The sequence below is a fragment of the Corynebacterium sp. HMSC036D03 genome, from assembly GCF_001836185.1.
Taxonomy (GTDB): domain Bacteria; phylum Actinomycetota; class Actinomycetes; order Mycobacteriales; family Mycobacteriaceae; genus Corynebacterium; species Corynebacterium simulans.
The window spans coordinates 358,566-376,312 of sequence record NZ_KV827749.1; the positions used below are offsets into that span (position 1 = coordinate 358,566).

The 17,747-nt window shown below is 60.1% G+C and carries 13 protein-coding genes; 7 read left to right on the forward strand and 6 right to left on the reverse strand.

Features of this window, described 5'->3' with window-relative positions; genetic code table 11:
- The first annotated feature begins 47 nt into the window (after positions 1 to 47).
- On the forward strand, positions 48 to 2,639 hold the full coding sequence (polA, locus tag HMPREF2692_RS11355) for a DNA polymerase I (RefSeq protein ID WP_246823453.1): 2,592 nt from the start codon (positions 48 to 50) through the stop codon (positions 2,637 to 2,639).
- A 67-nt stretch (positions 2,640 to 2,706) separates the two neighbouring features.
- On the opposite strand, the gene HMPREF2692_RS11360 is transcribed toward polA, so the two are convergent.
- Together HMPREF2692_RS11360 and HMPREF2692_RS11365 are read right to left on the reverse strand one after the other, a co-directional pair.
- Positions 2,707 to 3,162, reverse strand: a complete 456-nt coding sequence (locus HMPREF2692_RS11360; protein ID WP_201054688.1) for an RDD family protein — start codon at positions 3,160 to 3,162, stop codon at positions 2,707 to 2,709.
- 30 nt (positions 3,163 to 3,192) lie between these two features.
- Complete coding sequence (locus HMPREF2692_RS11365; RefSeq protein WP_070823641.1) at positions 3,193 to 3,930, reverse strand: class I SAM-dependent methyltransferase; 738 nt, start codon at positions 3,928 to 3,930, stop codon at positions 3,193 to 3,195.
- Positions 3,931 to 4,170: 240 nt separating this feature from the next.
- Here HMPREF2692_RS11365 and rpsA point away from each other — a divergent pair, with 240 nt between their 5' ends.
- The 5 genes from rpsA to HMPREF2692_RS11390 all read left to right on the forward strand — a co-directional run bounded on the left by rpsA (position 4,171) and on the right by HMPREF2692_RS11390 (position 9,487).
- Positions 4,171 to 5,631 carry a 30S ribosomal protein S1 gene (gene rpsA, locus HMPREF2692_RS11370; protein WP_062038914.1) on the forward strand — a complete coding sequence of 487 codons (1,461 nt, stop codon included), beginning with the start codon at positions 4,171 to 4,173 and terminating at the stop codon, positions 5,629 to 5,631.
- Positions 5,632 to 5,711: 80 nt separating this feature from the next.
- The gene (gene coaE, locus HMPREF2692_RS11375; RefSeq protein ID WP_062038917.1) at positions 5,712 to 6,311 is read left to right on the forward strand and encodes a dephospho-CoA kinase; all 600 of its coding nucleotides are present in this window, start codon (positions 5,712 to 5,714) and stop codon (positions 6,309 to 6,311) included.
- Between the two features lie 69 nt (positions 6,312 to 6,380).
- Complete coding sequence (locus HMPREF2692_RS11380; protein ID WP_083306128.1) at positions 6,381 to 6,743, forward strand: DUF4259 domain-containing protein; 363 nt, start codon at positions 6,381 to 6,383, stop codon at positions 6,741 to 6,743.
- An 18-nt stretch (positions 6,744 to 6,761) separates the two neighbouring features.
- Positions 6,762 to 8,855, forward strand: a complete 2,094-nt coding sequence (uvrB, locus tag HMPREF2692_RS11385) for an excinuclease ABC subunit UvrB (protein ID WP_062038921.1) — start codon at positions 6,762 to 6,764, stop codon at positions 8,853 to 8,855.
- Between the two features lie 191 nt (positions 8,856 to 9,046).
- Positions 9,047 to 9,487 carry a universal stress protein gene (locus tag HMPREF2692_RS11390; protein WP_061922687.1) on the forward strand — a complete coding sequence of 147 codons (441 nt, stop codon included), beginning with the start codon at positions 9,047 to 9,049 and terminating at the stop codon, positions 9,485 to 9,487.
- 65 nt (positions 9,488 to 9,552) lie between these two features.
- On the opposite strand, the gene HMPREF2692_RS11395 is transcribed toward HMPREF2692_RS11390, so the two are convergent.
- From HMPREF2692_RS11395 to HMPREF2692_RS11410, 4 genes are all read right to left on the reverse strand, one after another.
- Positions 9,553 to 10,617, reverse strand: coding sequence for an App1 family protein (locus HMPREF2692_RS11395; protein WP_070823642.1), 1,065 nt, complete (start codon positions 10,615 to 10,617; stop codon positions 9,553 to 9,555).
- Positions 10,618 to 10,627: 10 nt separating this feature from the next.
- Positions 10,628 to 12,859 carry a HelD family protein gene (locus HMPREF2692_RS11400; protein ID WP_070823643.1) on the reverse strand — a complete coding sequence of 744 codons (2,232 nt, stop codon included), beginning with the start codon at positions 12,857 to 12,859 and terminating at the stop codon, positions 10,628 to 10,630.
- An 87-nt stretch (positions 12,860 to 12,946) separates the two neighbouring features.
- A complete protein-coding gene (locus HMPREF2692_RS11405) occupies positions 12,947 to 13,864 on the reverse strand; it encodes a DoxX family protein (RefSeq protein WP_062038930.1) in 918 nt (305 codons plus the stop codon).
- Positions 13,865 to 13,991: 127 nt separating this feature from the next.
- Positions 13,992 to 14,594 (reverse strand): MBL fold metallo-hydrolase, encoded by a 603-nt coding sequence (locus tag HMPREF2692_RS11410; protein WP_061922676.1) that lies wholly within the window; start codon positions 14,592 to 14,594, stop codon positions 13,992 to 13,994.
- 112 nt (positions 14,595 to 14,706) lie between these two features.
- Between HMPREF2692_RS11410 and uvrA the strand changes: the two genes are divergently transcribed.
- The gene (gene uvrA / locus HMPREF2692_RS11415; protein WP_070823644.1) at positions 14,707 to 17,544 is read left to right on the forward strand and encodes an excinuclease ABC subunit UvrA; all 2,838 of its coding nucleotides are present in this window, start codon (positions 14,707 to 14,709) and stop codon (positions 17,542 to 17,544) included.
- The last annotated feature ends 203 nt before the right edge of the window (positions 17,545 to 17,747 follow it).

The window sequence follows — 17,747 nt, forward strand, 5'->3', positions numbered from 1 at the left end:
ACAATAAGACCACCAAACCGCGCCTTTTGCTTATCGACGGCCACTCTATGGCCTTCCGCGCTTTTTATGCGCTGCCGGCAGAAAACTTCGCCACTTCCGGCGGCCAGCACACGAATGCGGTGTATGGATTTTTGTCCATGCTCTCCAACATCGTCGCCGAGGAGAAGCCGGAGTTCGTGGGCGTGGCTTTCGACGTCGGGCGCAAGACCTTCCGTACCGAGATGTTCCCGGAGTACAAGGCCCAGCGCGAGGCTGCGCCCGAGGAGTTTCGCGGCCAGGTAGAGCTCATCCGCGAGGTGCTCGGCACCCTGGGCATCACCACGCTATCCCGCGAGAACTTCGAGGCCGATGACATCGTGGCCACGCTGGCTACCCAGGCCGATAATTATGAAACCCTCATCGTTACCGGCGACCGCGACTACCTGCAGCTGGTCAACGAGGACACCACCGTGTTGTACCCCATGCGTGGCGTTTCCACTCTGCATCGCTTTACCCCGGCCGCGGTGGAGGAGAAGTACGGTCTGACTCCGCAGCAGTATCCGGATTTTGCGGCCCTGCGCGGCGATCCCTCCGATAACCTGCCGAGCGTTCCCAAGGTGGGCGAGAAGACGGCCACCAAGTGGATCCTCCAATACGGCACCCTCGAGGAGCTTATCGAACACGCCGCGGAAATCAAGGGTGTGGCCGGTCAGAACTTCCGCGATCGCATCGAGCAGGTGCGCATGAACCGCAAACTCACGCAGATGATCACGGACATGGATTTAGAGGTTGGCCCCGACGATCTGGCATTCCAAGGCGCGACCGTTAGCGAGGTGGCCGAGAAGTTCGACGAGCTCGAGTTCGGCACCAATCTCCGCGAGCGCGTGCTGGAGGCCATCCCGAACGACGGCGGTGGGGCGCCGGCCGTGGAGGAGGCGCCGACGCTGGAGATTAAGGTCGTCGACAAGCCTTTGGCCCAGTGGTTGGAGGGCAAAGAGCACGTCGCGGTCTTTGTCACTGGTGACTCCCGCCCCGGCCAGGGTGACGCGAGCGCACTCGCGCTTGTCGACGCCGACTTTGAAGGCATGCAGGTCGAACTTGGCGAATTGAGCGCGGAGGATGACGCCGCACTTGCCGCCTGGTTTGCTTCTTCTGCGCCGAAGTATTTTCACGAGGCCAAGGCCGCTTTCCATATGCTGGCAGGCCGCGGCATCGAGCTGCGTGGCATCGCGCACGATACCGCGATCGCTGCCTACTTGCTGCGCCCGGGCCAGCGCACCTATGACCTGCCGGATGTCTATCAACGTCACCTGAAGAAGACTCTCGCCCAGGCCAGCGACCAGCTCTCGCTGCTGGAAGATTCTTCCCTGGTGGACCAGGCGGGTGCCATCATGGAGCTGGCTGTGGCGCTTAGCAAGCAGCTGCAAGAGATCGATTCCTTCGAGCTTTATACCGACTTGGAGCTGCCGCTCGTGGGCATTCTCGCGCGCATGGAGGCCACCGGTATCGCCGTGGACGTGGAGATTCTAGAAACCCAGCGCGATGCCTTCATCGAGCAGGTTGCCGAGCAGGAGCGCGCCGCCCGCGAGCTGGCTGGCGACGAGACGCTGAACTTGAACTCGCCAAAGCAGCTGCAGACCGTGCTCTTCGAGACCTTCGAGATGCCGAAGACGAAGAAGACCAAGACGGGCTATTCCACCGCGGCCAAGGAGATTGAGCAGCTGGCGGTCAACCACCCGCACCCGTTCCTCGATCATCTGCTTGCTCACCGCGAGTACCAGAAGATGAAGACCACCCTGGAAGGACTCATTAAGACCGTGCAGCCGGACGGTCGTATCCACACCACCTTCAACCAGACGGTGGCTTCCACGGGTCGACTTTCCTCCACCGAGCCGAACCTGCAGAACATCCCAGTGCGCACGGAGGCAGGGCGCCAGATTCGCTCTGCGTTCATCGTGGGCACGGAGTTCGAGACCTTGATGACGGCCGATTATTCCCAGATTGAGATGCGCGTGATGGCTCACCTGTCCGAGGATCCGGGGCTTATCGAGGCCTATCGCGAGGGTGAGGATCTGCACAACTACGTCGGCTCGAAGGTCTTCGACGTGCCGGTCGATGAGGTGACCTCGGAGCTACGCCGCCGTGTCAAGGCGATGTCTTATGGTCTAGTCTATGGCCTTTCCGCGTTCGGCTTGTCCCAGCAGCTGGGCATCCCGGCCCGCGAGGCCAAGGAGATCATGGAAAGCTATTTCGAGCGTTTCGGTGGCGTGAAACGCTACCTCGACAACGTCGTTGAGCAAGCCCGCAAGGATGGCTACACCGCGACCGTCTTCGGGCGCCGTCGCTACCTGCCGGAGCTGAACTCTGATAATCGCCTCGCGCGTGAGAACGCCGAACGTGCAGCGCTGAACGCTCCGATTCAGGGCACGGCTGCGGACATCATCAAGGTCGCCATGATTCGCGTGGATAGGGCGCTTGAGGGAATGCGCTCCCGTGTGCTGCTGCAGGTCCACGACGAACTTGTGGTGGAAGTCGCCCCAGGCGAGGCTGATGCGGTCCGCGAGATTCTAGAACGCGAGATGGATTCGGCCATCGAGCTCAACGTCCCGCTCGAGGTCTCCGCCGGTGCCGGTAAGGATTGGGATGCCGCAGCGCACTAAGGCCCGCGCACGCCTGGTAGCCCAGGGCATCGAGGACCACGGTATCCCGGCCTACGCGAAGGCGAAGTTAGAAAGGCAGTGGGCGGCGCTCGACTAGGCAATTAGCCAGCATGTCGAAGGGCGTTTGGCCCGTTGCCAAAACTGATATTCCTAGCACGCCGAGAACTATTGCCTCCACGTGTGGCACGCCGGTCAAAGAGATGAGCGTGAGAAGAATCCAGCTATTGCGCAGCGCGGCCGACCACCAGCCGGGCTTGTCAGTGATGACGCGCAACTGCAGCGACCATTTGCCCAGCGAGGTGCGTTTGCGTGCCTCACAGATAACGCGGTAGAGGTAGAACACGCTGGCAAGGGCCGCGATGTCGTAGATGGCGGCGGCGTGGCCTGTGATGGGGGCGTCGAAAAGCGCGTTGATGGTCCACCGCACCACCATGATGATGGCGGCGGCGAGGAAGGCATCAATCCACCACGCCACGACGCGGCGGAGGGTGATGCCCAAGCGCTCTTTAACCAAAAAATCCATGCGCTATAGATTACTCATAGTCGATTGCTGCTAAACGGCGGTGCAGATAAAAATGATGCTGCCGGGGAAGATTTCGCCGCGCTCGCGCGACCACTGGCCCCAGGTGATGTCGAGGTCTTGCGGCCACTCCGGCTCGAGGACGTCCTCGATGAGAAAACTGCCGCGGGTTTGTATGGCGCGCACCCAGTCGCCGAGTGTGCGGTGGAACTCCGCGTAGCTCAAGTTGCCATCAGCGTCGTGCTCTAAGTAGGCGCGGTCGAAGTAGGAAAGCTCAGCGGTGAGGTTTAGCGGGTCATCGGGGAAAATCCAGCGCATCGGGTGAGTAGCGGAGATGACCAAGCGCCCGCCCGGGCGCAACACGCGGCGGACCTCCGCGAGCGCCGCGTCTAAGTCAGCAATAAAAGGGAAAGCGCCGAAAGCGGAAAAGGCGATGTCGAAGGACTCGTCGGCATAGGGCAGCACTAGGGCATCTGCCTGTACTAGCGGCAGGCCGCTCGGCGCGTGGGAGAGCATGCCGCGTGAGATATCGAAGCCGGTGGCAAAGCCCGCCTTATCCTGCAACCACGCGGTACAAGGTGCTGAACCACAGCCAATCTCGAGCACGCGCGCGGCGGCGAGGAAGGCGGCGTCGCCAAGCAGGTGTGCGTCAGCCTCGTGCAGCATCTCCGGGCACCAATAAAAGGAGGAAAGATAATCCGGATGCGCGGCATGATAGGCCGCGGCATCGTTGTCCCAAAAGGATTGGTTCGCGCGGGAGGGAGTCTGCATGGATGAAGTCCTTGTGAAAAATTGAAGTATTTGCCGTTTTAGCTGCGCGGATGTAGTATTGCACGGGCGTGTCTATGCCGTGGGTTGTCTGAGGCTTCCGTAGGAGGGCTTTATACATCGTCACGGCGGGATCGGAATCCATCCTAAACTATCGCTATCTTGCCTGTTTAGAGACGCTTTTCGAGAGACGCGTAACTGTCCATTTACGATCTCCTACATCAACTCGGAGCATTTCTACATATGCCAACTTCTAACACCCCTCAGGTTGCGATCAACGACATCGGAACCGCTGAGGACTTCCTCGCTGCCGTTGACGCCACCATCAAGTACTTCAACGATGGTGACATCGTCGAGGGTACCGTGGTCAAGGTTGACCACGACGAGGTCCTGCTCGACATCGGATACAAGACCGAAGGCGTCATCCCATCCCGCGAGCTGTCCATCAAGCACGACGTCGACCCAGATGAGGTCGTCGAGGTCGGCGATCAGATCGACGCACTCGTTCTCACCAAGGAGGACAAGGAAGGCCGTCTGATCCTGTCCAAGAAGCGCGCACAGTACGAGCGTGCTTGGGGTGCAGTCGAGGAGCTGCACGCCAAGGAAGAGCCAGTTACCGGTACCGTTATCGAGGTTGTCAAGGGTGGCCTCATCCTGGACATCGGTCTGCGTGGCTTCCTGCCTGCTTCCCTCGTCGAGATGCGTCGCGTCCGCGACCTGGAGCCGTACATCGGCCAGGAGCTGGAAGCAAAGATCATCGAGCTGGACAAGCAGCGTAACAACGTCGTCCTGTCCCGCCGTGCATTCCTCGAGCAGACCCAGTCTGAGGTTCGCTCCGAGTTCCTGCACCAGCTGCAGAAGGGCCAGGTCCGCAAGGGCGTTGTTTCCTCCATCGTCAACTTCGGCGCATTCGTCGATCTCGGCGGTGTCGACGGCCTGGTTCACGTTTCCGAGCTGTCCTGGAAGCACATCGATCACCCATCTGAGGTCGTCACCGTCGGTGACGAGGTCACCGTTGAGGTTCTCGACGTTGATCTCGACCGCGAGCGCGTCTCCCTGTCCCTGAAGGCTACCCAGGAAGATCCGTGGCGCGTATTCGCCCGCACCCACGCTGTGGGCCAGATCGTCCCGGGCAAGGTCACCAAGCTCGTTCCGTTCGGCGCATTCGTTCGCGTCGAAGAGGGCATCGAGGGCCTGGTTCACATCTCCGAGCTGGCTCAGCGCCACGTCGAGGTTCCGGACCAGGTTGTCACCGTTGGCCAGGAAGTCATGGTCAAGGTCATCGACATCGATCTCGAGCGTCGTCGTATCTCCCTGTCCGTTAAGCAGGCAGACGAGGACTACACCGAAGAGTTCGATCCGTCCAAGTACGGCATGGCTGACTCCTACGACGAGCAGGGCAACTACGTCTTCCCAGAGGGCTTCGACCCAGAGACCAACGAGTGGCTCGAGGGCTACGACGAGCAGCGTCAGGCTTGGGAGGCACGCTACGCAGAGTCCGAGCGTCGCTTCAACCTGCACACCGCTCAGATCGAGCGCAACCGTGCCGCAGCCGCTGAGGCTGCAGAGGCTAACGAGTCCTCCAACTACTCCTCCGAGTCCAACGATGCAGCTCCGGCATCCGAGGCTTCGGCTGAGGTTGGCGGCTCCCTGGCTTCCGACGAGCAGCTTGCTGCTCTGCGCGACAAGCTCGCTGGCAACTAATCCCAGCTAGCTCATAAAGGCCGCATCCTCCGTTTGCTTCCAAACGCGGGGTGCGGCCTTTTCGCGTACCCTGGCCAATTATGAAACTGATTGGTTTAACCGGTGGCATAGGAAGCGGCAAGTCCACCGTGGCCGAGCTTCTGGCGGAACGCGGCTGGAACGTGGTGGACGCAGATCAGATTGCGCGCGATATCGTCGAGCCGGGCCAGCCCGCCCTAGCGGAGCTGGCAGAATCTTTCGGTTCCGACATCCTCCAGGCGGATGGCAGCTTGAATCGAGGCTTGTTGGCTAAGCGCGCGTTTGGCGACGCCGCCTCTACCGCGCGCCTCAACGAAATCACCCACCCGCGCATTGCGGCTGAGACCGAATCCCGTTTCGCGCAGGCCCGCAAACGCGGTGAAGCTTTTACCGTCTATGACATGCCTTTGTTGGTGGATAAAGGCCTGCACCGCGACATGGACTATACGGTCGTGGTCGACGTCGCTGTTAAGGAGCGCGTGCGCCGCCTCGTCGAGTTCCGAGGTTTGGACGAGGATGACGCGCGGCGTCGGATAGCGGCACAGATCCCGGATGAGGAGCGCCTGGCCGCAGCGGATTTCGTCATCGACAACAACGGTGCGCGCGAGGATTTGGTGCCGCAAGTAGAGCGACTGGTGGCGGCCCTCGACGCGAAAATTTAAGTTTTGTAGCGATGAATGTTAACGCTGCGCTTTAGCTACGTTCACTTTCCTTTCCTATTGTCCCAATCTATGGGAACGTGGGATGTAGGACCTTTCGATAATCACGCGGCGTGCGACCTGCTCGCCGCCATTCGTGATGGCTCCTTCGATTTCGAACGTTTCAAGCGCATGTGCGCCGCCCCGCCGCTCGACGTCGACGAGGCCGAGGTGGTCATTGCCCTTGGCATGTTGGCCAAGACTTCACCTGAACATTTGCCCCAGGGTATTAGCGCAGAAAGCATCAACGCGCTCTACAAGCCGCAGTCGCGGGCGTGGTTGCGCAAGCAGATTAACGCCACCCTCGACCCGGATACCTCTTCCGTGTACGCACTGTGGGAACCCACCGGCGAGCTAGAGACGTGGATTATGGCTGTGCGCGCTGCATTGCCCTAAAACGCTAGACTTGCGGGCATGGCATTTGCAGCGGAACATCCAATTTTGCCGGTCTCTGAGCATCGCCCAGTGAGCGAGGTGGAGCGTCGCTCCGCCGAATTCAAGGTGGAATCAGAGTTTGAACCCTCCGGAGACCAGCCCTCCGCTATCGCGGAGCTAGACGCGCGCCTGCGCCGTGGCGAAAGCGACGTCGTGCTCATGGGCGCTACCGGTACCGGTAAGTCGGCAACGGCGGCCTGGCTGATTGAGCAACAGCAGCGCCCCACGCTGGTTATGGCACCGAACAAGACCCTGGCGGCACAGCTTGCTAACGAGCTGCGCCAGCTCCTGCCGCATAACGCCGTGGAGTACTTCGTCTCTTACTATGACTACTACCAGCCCGAGGCCTATATCGCGCAGACCGATACCTACATCGAGAAGGATTCCTCCATCAACGAGGACGTCGAGCGCCTACGTCACTCTGCCACTTCGTCGCTGCTGTCCCGCCGCGACGTCGTCGTAGTTTCCTCCGTTTCGTGCATTTACGGCTTGGGTACCCCGCAGTCCTACCTGGACCGCTCGGTGGTCATTGAGGAAGGCGAGGAGATCGACCGCGACCGCTTCCTGCGCCTTTTGGTAGATATCCAATACGAGCGCAACGACGTCGGCTTTACCCGCGGTACCTTCCGTGTCAAAGGCGATACCGTGGATATTATTCCGGCATATGAGGAGCGTGCGGTGCGCATTGAGTTCTTCGGCGACGATGTCGATGAGCTTTACTACATCCACCCGCTGACCGGTGACGTCTTAGAACGCGTCGACGAGGTGCGCATCTTCCCGGCGACGCACTACGTGGCGGGTCCGGAGCGCATGGCCAAGGCTGTGGAAGACATCAAGGCGGAGCTGGCTGAGCGCCTGGAGGATCTAGAAAATCGCGGCAAGCTGCTCGAAGCCCAGCGCCTGCGCATGCGCACCGAGTATGACCTCGAGATGATCGAGCAGGTGGGCTTTTGCTCAGGCATCGAGAACTACTCCCGCCATATCGACGGCCGCCCGGCAGGTTCTGCGCCGGCCACGCTGCTGGATTACTTCCCGCAGGACTTCCTGACCATCATCGACGAGTCCCACGTGACGGTTCCGCAGATCGGCGGCATGTTTGAAGGCGATATGTCGCGCAAGCGCAACCTCGTGGAGTTTGGCTTCCGCCTTCCTTCGGCCACGGATAACCGCCCGCTGACCTTTGACGAGTTCGAAGAGCGTGTGGGCCAGACCGTCTATATGTCTGCTACTCCGGGCAACTACGAGCTGACTGCCTCCCAGGGCGAGTATGTCGAGCAGGTCATTCGCCCAACCGGCCTGATCGACCCAAAGGTGACGGTCAAGCCCACCAAGGGGCAGATCGACGATCTCATCGACGAGATCCGCACCCGGACCGCAAAGCAGGAACGCGTGCTCGTTACCACCCTGACCAAGCGCATGGCCGAGGACCTCACCGACTATCTCTTGGAACACGGCGTCAAGGTCCGTTACTTACATTCGGACATCGACACCCTACAGCGCGTGGAGCTGCTGCGTCAGTTGCGCCTTGGTGAATACGACGTCCTCGTGGGCATCAACCTCCTGCGCGAGGGCCTTGACCTTCCGGAGGTCTCTCTGGTGGCCATCCTGGATGCGGACAAGGAGGGCTTCCTGCGCTCGACCACCTCGCTCATCCAGACTATCGGCCGTGCGGCTCGAAATGTCTCGGGCGAGGTCATCATGTACGCGGACAAAATCACCGAGTCCATGCAAGAGGCCATTGATGAGACCGAGCGCCGCCGTGAAAAGCAGATTGCCTATAACAAGGAACACGGCATCGACCCGCAGCCGCTGCGCAAGAAGATTGCGGACATCTTGGACCAGGTCTACGAATCCGATGGGGAAGAGCAGGACTCCGCCGACCCAGCGGCGATGGTGGACAAACCCGACGTTTCGAGCATGGCTGCCGACGAAGTGCAAAAGCTTATCGACGACCTCACCGCCCAAATGGGGGCTGCGGCCCGCGAGTTGAAGTTCGAATTGGCGGGTCGTTTGCGTGACGAAATTGCCGATTTGAAGAAGGAAATGCGTGGCCTGAAAGAGGCGGGAATCTAGCGTGCTGCGGTGACGACAAACGGCGCCAAAAGTGAGAAAAACAGCACTTTCCATTTGGGGTATAAAATGCCACGTTGCGCAACGGACAGGTCACAAAGTTGTTAAACTTACGTTTGCGCCTTTATAAGGATTAGCAATTTGCACATTCTGCATCATCATTTGGGGTATAAGGCCCCTGAAGAAAGGTCATCATGAGCGATTACAAGAAGATCGTGGTCGGCACTGACGGTTCCAAGTCCTCCCTCCTGGCAGTGGAGCGCGCCGCTAAGATCGCCGCCGCATTCGATGCAACTCTTATCATCGGTTGCGCTTATTACGAGAACCAGGAGCAGGCTTCCAAGACCCTGCGCCAAGATTCCGTGACCATTCTGGGTGACCAGAAGGCAGAGGCTAACCTCACCACCGGCAAGGAGCACGCTGAGAAGTTCGGTGCCACCAAGGTAGAGACCGCCGTCCGCCCGGGCACCCCGGTCCAGGCTCTGATGTCCATCGTTAATGACAATCAGGCTGAGCTGCTCGTCGTTGGTAACCGCGGCATCAACTCCCTGACCGGCCGCCTGCTGGGGTCCGTACCGGCTGACGTCGCTCGCCAGTCTGACTGCGACGTCATGATTGTTCACACCGTGAGCTAATATCTTGCTTTAAAAAGCCCAGTCAGATTCCCTCGCGGGGAATCTGACTGGGCTTTTCGCTTGCGCTACTTGACGTCGTCGGTCTCCGGTGCGTCCTTTGCAAAGGCCCCAGCCTCAAGCTCCGCCGAAATCTTGTGCATCTGTGCGGCGAGCTCCGAGCCGTCCCCGCCCTGGATGAGGGGGATGCTAAACGAGCCTTCCTCGTTGGCGTCGGCAAGCGGGCCCAGTGAACCGTGGGAGAGCAACTGCTCCTGTGGCGAAAGGTTGCGGATGGCCACCGCGGCCACGCGGTCTGGGTGCTCGTTCGCGGCATCACCATAGGTGAGCGGATCGTGCTGGCCATCGTCACCGATGAGCAGCCACTTCATCCATGGGAAAGCGATAAAGAGGTTACGCAGCTGCACGCGCTTGTGCTCCTGGCCGTTTCGGAAAAGCCCGGTGGGGGTAGGGCCCCAGTCAGTCAGCAGGAGTGGACCACGCGGGAAGCCGTTGTGCTCCATGAAGCTGACCAAGGTGTCGTAGGTATTCCACGCGCCGGTGGACAGATAAATGAAAGGCATCTCCGGGTGCTGTTCCTGCAACTGCTGATAGAAGCGCGCCATGCCTTCAACCGGCTGGCGGGTGTTGGTGCGCTTGACCCACGAGTTCCATGCCGCAGTCATCGCACGCGGCAGCCAGGTCACCATGACGGTGTCATCGATATCGCTGACGACGCCCAGTGGGGAGTCCTCAGACACGATGAGCACCTCGGAGGTAATGGGCTCGGCGCCGTCTGCCTCGATGACTACCTCGTGCCAGCCGGCACCTAGGCCATGCTCGTGGACCAAGATATCGATATAGCCGTTGTAATTGGTCCGGCCGTGGACGGTCTTGCCATTGACCGTGACACGGACGTCGAGGTTGTTTACCTGAATCGTGAAAAACTGACGGTAACCGCGCTGCGCCCACGTCTCCGTGGCCTCGGCCGCTGGATCATGCATGAGCACGCGGCCCAAGACGTGGACGAATTCCGTGTTGCCGTATCCGGCATAACCCGTAAGTTCCGGCGTCCAGCCTTTGCGGGTGGTGCGCTCTAGCGCCGCCTTATTTGTGGCGCGTTCAATTTTGCGTGCGATGTCAGATAAAGCCATGCCCACCAGACTAGTGGAAAGTCTCTTGGAAGCGGCCGGCCAAGGTCAGCGTCTGTGTCGCACGCGTGAGCGCAACGTAGAGATTTTGCAGGCCCTGTGGCGAGGCGGCCACGATGGCATCAGGGTCAACGACCACCACGTGGTCGAATTCGAGCCCCTTGATCTCCTCGACGTTCTCGCGCGTGATGACGGCGTTCAATCGCCCGTCGGCATCGGTGACAGTCCCCGGTGCGTGCGTTGCTGGCTGCGCGGTGAAGACGACTTCCGCGCCGTCGCGGACCGCCACGGCGGGAGCTGCCTCGGGGTTAATGAGCTCGAGGAGGGAATTGGCCAGCTCGGTAATCGGCTGCGGCGTGCGGTAGTTCACGGTCAGCTTGTGGTGGCGGAAGCGCTGGGCCACGAAGGGCTCAAGCGCTTCGGCCCAATCGTCTACGCCAGCGGGCGCTCCGGTTTGCGCGGTATCGCCCACGAGCGTCATCCAGCGCGAAGGGCTGCGGCGAAAGAGCATGCGCCATTCCATCGGACTTAATTCCTGGGCCTCGTCGACGATGATGTGGCCGTAGGCCCACGTGTAGTCTTCCTGGGCACGTTGCGCGGTGGTGCGGTTATCGCGCACCTCCTGGCGGCGGGCAAGGGTCTCAGCGTCGATGACGTCGTGTGCAGACAGGATCTCGGCGTCGAACATGTCATCGTCGTTGTCTGTGGAATCGGAGGAGGACAAGATGTCGAGCGCGTCTTCGGCGTCGGCAACTTGCTCGCGCCAGGCCTGATCCGCGGCAGCCTTTTCCTCCTCTGGATTCGGCATGCCGATGAGTACCGCGAGCTCGTCGAGGAGCGCGGCGTCGGAAGGCGCCCACGCGTCGCCCTGCACGCGGTACAGGCCGTCGCGGGTCTCGGTGTCGTAGTCCGGTGCCGCGGCGTCGATAAGCGCACGCGAAGATAGCAAATCCGCCAGTACTGCGCGCGGGTCCAGGGTAGGCCAGAACTCGTCGATGAGCTCGCGCACTTGTGGTTCCTCCGCCAGGTCATCGTGGAGCTGGTCGATGTCCGCGCGCGAAAGCAGGTTCTTGCCACCTAGCGGGTCGGCACCAATCTTTTCAGCCATCTGCTGGGCGAGTGACTCCGTGAGATGTTCGGCGAAGGCCGCCTGCGCGTCATTGTGCGGCTTGCGCGAACGACGCGCGCGGGTGCGGGCCGCCTTAATCATCGCGGGGTCGACGGTCAGCTCCAAGTGCTCCGCGCGAATGCGGCGCGGGCCTTCGGGAAGCGTCTGGTTGTTCTTCACCGCGGCTGCGAGAATTTCCACCATCGCCTCCGAGCCTTTGATTTCGCGCGCGGCCAAAGACTCTTGGTGGGTGGGGCGAACGCCGGGGAAGAGCTCACCGATGGTGGAAAGAACCACGCCGGTTTCACCCAGTTCTGGAAGGACGCGCGAGATGTAGTCAAGGAAGGTGGAATTAGGCCCGACGATGAGCACGCCCGTGGCCGCCAGCTGCTCGCGATGGGTGTAGAGGAGATAGGCCACGCGGTGCAAAGCGACTGCGGTCTTGCCCGTCCCGGGACCACCTTCGACCACGAGTACGCCGCGGGTGCTATCGCGGATAATCTCGTCTTGCTCGCGCTGAATGGTCTCCACGATGGATTCCATGTGGCCGGTGCGAGCACGCTGCAACGCGTGATAGAGCGCGGACTCACTGGCGACGCCCGCGGTCTCGTCCGCCGCGCCAGCACCGGAGAGAACTTCATCGTTGATATCAGTTACGGTTCGGCCTTTGGTACGGATGTGGCGGCGGACCGTAACGCCCTCTGGCTGCGCAGTGGTGGCCAGGTAGAAAGGACGTGCCATCGGCGCGCGCCAGTCCAGCAGGAGAGTGCGGTAATCCTCTTCGCGGGCATCTAAGCCCATCCTGCCGATGTAGCGGCGGTCTAGGCCTTCTGCGGTGGGATTATCGCCTGGGGCATCGATATCGATGCGGCCGAAGACGAGGCCTAGCTGCGCGAGATTTAGACGGTCCAGCTTGGCTTGCAGGCCGTGGTACTCCGTTTCACGGCGGACTAGGGCATCCGCATCAGGCGTGTGCGGGTCCACTGCGGCCTGCACCTCGTTGAGGCGTTCGTTGGCTTGGGCGACCTCGTGGTCCAGCCTTGAAAAGAGGCTGTCAACGTAGGCCTGCTCAGCGGCAATCTCCTGTGCTACCTGCTCGTTCTGCGGGTGATTTGGGCTATGTTCTGGGGAGGCCACGACGGTTAATACACCTCAATACGCGAAGAGATTGATAAAAACGACAACGGCCCAGCATACCTTGCTGGGCCGTTGGAGGTTAAAGGCTTAGTTCAGGCGGTCACCGAACTTGTTGATTGCCTTGTCGAGCTTCTTGGAAGCTTCCTTCTGCAGCTTCTCAGCGCGCTTGGAGGCCTTCTTGGCAGCACGCTTGTTGGCCTTGGTATCAACCTGTGCGCGAGCGAAGTCAGCGCGCTCCTGAGCCTTGGAAGCTGCCTTCACAGCTTTTTTGCGAGCCAGCTCAGCGTTTTCCTGGGCGGTGGACAGCCAGTCATCCTTGTTGTCATCGATGAAGCTCTTTGCCTGCTCGGCGCTGTCCTCGATGAAGGAGCGAGCGGAATCTACCAGGTCCTTGCCGGTTGCCTGCCAGTCATCCTTGTTGTCATCGACGTATTCCTTAGCGCCCTCGAACCAATCGCTGGCCTTGGTGGAGAACTCATCGGCGCGGTCGGAGAGGTTATCAGCGAACTTCTGCTGCTCGGACTTGGTCGGCAGAGCCTTCTGGATCTTCTTGTTGGTGCGCTCTGCGGACTTGGATGCGCGCCATGCCAGGGAAGGCTTACCCTCGGTGTCCTGGGTAGCGATGAACAGTGCGCCAAGCAGAGCGGTGTTGGTAATGAAACCGTTGCGGCGATTGTTCTTCTCCTCAGAATCCTCTGCCTCCCAAAAAGCGTTGCGGCCGAGGAGATTAGGCAGGGTAGAAAGCGCCAACACTGCTGCGGAGGTGCGCGGTGCCTTGCCCAGCGCCAGGGTGGAGCCGGCGCCGACCTTCAGGCCGCCGACTGCGCGGGCAGCCAGCTCTGGGTCGTTCGGGATGTAACCGGCGTACTGTGCCGGGACAACCTTGCGCAGACGCTGCAGAACGGACTCGGTCTCGGCTACGTGGTCGGAGGCGTTACGCAGGGTATCGACGCCGTCCCAGACAAAAACAGAAGCCAGCATAGGGCGAGCAAACTTACGAATCACTTGTTACTCCATTCGTTGAGATTCATTGAGTAAAGTAATGAACTTCTCACCAGTGTACGGAAAACGCCGACCGCTGTGGGTGGAAACCGTGCTTATCCACCCACCACTTGGTGTACAAAGGTCGCATCTACCAGCGGCGCTGCCACCATTCAGCAAGTTTTGGACGCTCCTCACCCAAAGTGGTGGATTTGCCGTGGCCGGGTCGCACGATGGCGGAATCTGGGTAGACATCGAAGATGCGCTCGTTGACGTCTTTATAAAGGCGTACAAAGTCACCTTCCGAATCGGTGCGGCCCACACCGCCGGGGAAGAGGCTGTCGCCCACGAAGAGATTCGTGGTCCCATCGATATCGACGGCGATGGCGACGCCGCCTGGGGTATGGCCGCGCAAAATAATCGCCGGGAATTCGTGGCCTGCGAAAGTCAGTGTGTCTCCCTGCTTCAACTCGACGTCGACAGGCGCCGGCATCGCAGGGGAGTCGAGGAAGGAGGCGTAGTGGGTAGCGCCGGTAGCTTTGATTACTTCCTTAGTGGCGCGGACATGGTCCCAGTGGCGGTGGGTAGTAAGCACGGCGCTAATGCGGACGCCGTTTTCCTTGGCCAAGTTGAGGAGTGCGGGAGCGTCATCCGCGGCGTCGACAAGCAGTGCTTCTTCCCCGGCACAGATGAGGTAGCAGTTGTTGTCCATCTCGGACACGGAAATACTTTTGAGCTTTAGTGCGTTATTCATGTGTCCAACCCTACGGGTAGATTTCGAGATAGACATTTTTCACTGGTCTGGCTGCTTATCCCCAACAGAACCTAGGATGGGCGCGAAGCTAGGCTGACAAAGGAGGCAATAAGTGGCTGATCGTTTGGTCGTACGCGGTGCTCGCGAGCACAATCTCAAGGGCGTCGATATCGACCTGCCGCGCGACAAGATGGTGGTCTTTACCGGCCTTTCCGGTTCCGGTAAATCATCGTTGGCTTTTGACACTATCTTCGCGGAAGGCCAGCGGCGTTATGTTGAATCGCTGAGCTCCTACGCCCGCATGTTCCTAGGTCAGATGGACAAGCCTGACGTCGAATTCATTGATGGCCTTTCTCCCGCGGTCTCGATTGACCAGAAGTCCACCAACCACAACCCGCGTTCTACGGTGGGCACCATCACGGAGATCTACGACTATCTGCGCCTTTTATTCTCCCGCGCGGGCACGCCGCATTGCCCGAAGTGCGACGCCGTGATTGAGCGTCAGACCCCGCAGCAAATCGTGGACACAGTGCTTGAACTCGAGGAAAAGCTAAAGTTCCAGGTCCTGGCTCCCGTGGTGCGACACCGCAAGGGCGAGTTTGTGGATCTCTTTGCCGATCTTGCATCTCAGGGTTTCTCCCGCGTGCGGGTTGATGGCGAGGTTTATCAATTAACTGAGCCGCCGACGCTGAAGAAGCAGATCAAGCACGATATTGACGTGGTGGTGGACCGTTTGCAGGTCAAGGCCTCACAGAAGCAGCGTCTGACCGATTCTGTCGAAACTGCGCTCCGCCTGTCAGACGGTCTCGTTACCCTCGACTTCATCGATCACCCCGAGCTCACTCATACCTACTCGGAGAAGGCCGCCTGCCCCAATGGTCACACCCTAACCATCGAGGAATACGAGCCGCGTGCGTTTTCCTTCAATGCGCCTTTCGGCTCCTGTCCAGAATGTGACGGTCTAGGTACCCGACTTGAGGTCGACGTAGATCTGCTGATTCCGGATCCTGACGCTCCAGCAGTCGACGCCATCCAGCCGTGGCATTCCAGCCCGAATTCGCGCTACTTCGTCAAACTCGTCGAGGGCCTTGGTAAGACGTTGGGCTTTGATCCGCAGACTCCGGTTTCACAGCTGACAAAGCAGCAGCGCGATGCGCTGATTTATGGCACCGACGTGGAAGTAAACGTGCGCTATAAGAACCGCTACGGCAGGCAGCGCAACTGGACCGCTCCCTTTGAGGGTGCGATCGGCTTCTTGGAGCGCAAGCTTGAGCAGGCCGATTCCGAGTCGCAGAAGGACCGCTTGCTGCAGTACACCCGCCGGGTGGCTTGCAATACCTGTAATGGCACGCGCCTGCGCCCGGAGATCTTGGCTGTGCGGCTTGCCTCCACCGCGCACGGCGAGAAGTCCATTGCGGGGCTGTCCGCGCTGTCTATCGAAGAGGCCGCGGAGTTCCTTGACTCGCTGGTACTGGGGCACCGCGAGGAAATTATCGCTGGCGCAGTATTGAAGGAGATTCAGGCCCGCCTGCGATTCCTGCTCGACGTGGGTCTGAATTACCTCACCTTGGATCGTGGAGCTTCCACGCTTTCTGGTGGGGAGGCGCAGCGCATCCGCCTGGCAACCCAGATTGGTTCGGGTCTGGCTGGCGTGCTGTATGTGCTGGATGAGCCCTCCATTGGTCTGCACCAGCGTGACAATCAGCGTCTCATCGCTACTTTGAAGCGCCTCCGTGACATCGGCAATACGTTGATTGTGGTTGAGCACGATGAAGACACCATCCGCGAGGCCGACTGGCTTGTTGATGTTGGCCCGCGCGCCGGCGAGTACGGCGGCGAGGTTGTCTATCAAGGTGAGCCCGCCGGCATCATGGATAAGGAAGAATCGCTTACGGGTCAGTATCTGTCTGGCAAGCGTGTGCTGGCGGTGCCGGATAAGCGTCGTGAGATTGACCCTGAACGCAAGCTCAAGGTAGTCGGCGCTCGGGAAAACAACTTGAAGGGCATCGACGTTGAGATTCCGCTCGGCGTGCTTTGCTGCATCACCGGTGTATCGGGTTCCGGCAAGTCCACGGTGGTCAACCAGATTCTGGCCAAGACTCTGTCCAACAAGCTCAACCGTGCGCGCCAGGTGCCAGGCCGCGCCAAGCGCGTCGAGGGCGTCGAGCACCTCGACAAGCTGGTGCAGGTGGACCAGAGCCCGATCGGCCGTACCCCGCGTTCCAACCCGGCTACCTATACCGGTGTATTCGACAAGATCCGCAACCTCTTTGCGGAGACCCAAGAGGCAAAGGTGCGCGGATACAAGCCAGGCCGTTTCTCCTTTAACGTCAAGGGTGGTCGCTGCGAGGCTTGCCAGGGTGACGGCACGTTGAAGATCGAGATGAACTTCCTGCCGGACGTTTATGTCCCGTGTGAGGTCTGTGAGGGTGCGCGCTATAACCGTGAAACCCTGGAGGTCCTCTACAAGGGCAAGAACATCGCTGAGGTTCTCAACATGCCTATCTCCGAGGCCGCCGAGTTCTTCGAGCCGATTACCTCGATTCACCGTTACCTCGCCACGCTTGTCGACGTCGGACTGGGTTATGTTCGCCTGGGGCAAGCGGCCACCACGCTGTCTGGCGGCGAGGCGCAGCGCGTAAAGCTTGCTGCTGAGCTGCAAAAACGCACCAAGGGGCGTACCGTCTACATTTTGGACGAGCCAACCACGGGCCTGCACTTCGAGGACATTCGCAAGCTCATGCTGGTTATCCAAGGGCTGGTGGACAAGGGCAACTCGGTTCTTATCATCGAGCACAACCTTGACGTGATTAAGGCCGCTGACTGGATCGTGGACATGGGTCCCGAAGGCGGAAATGGCGGCGGTCGCGTCGTAGCTGAGGGCACTCCAGAAGATGTCGCAAAGGTGGAAGGCTCCTATACAGGCCAGTTCCTGAAGGAGCTCCTGTAGTCGCCTCTGGCAGTGAGCGCGTAGTTAGTTGCGCGTGGCGATTTGGCTCTGCGGGAAGTGGGGGTTATACTAATCAGCACTACCGCCCGTAGGGCCTTCTCCAGGAGGTCACGGGTCACAAGCGGAGTTTCTCCCACCTGAAGCCGCGAACCTATTTGGTTCGAAGGATAAAGGTAAAAGGGTTGAGGTTAATACCTCGGCAT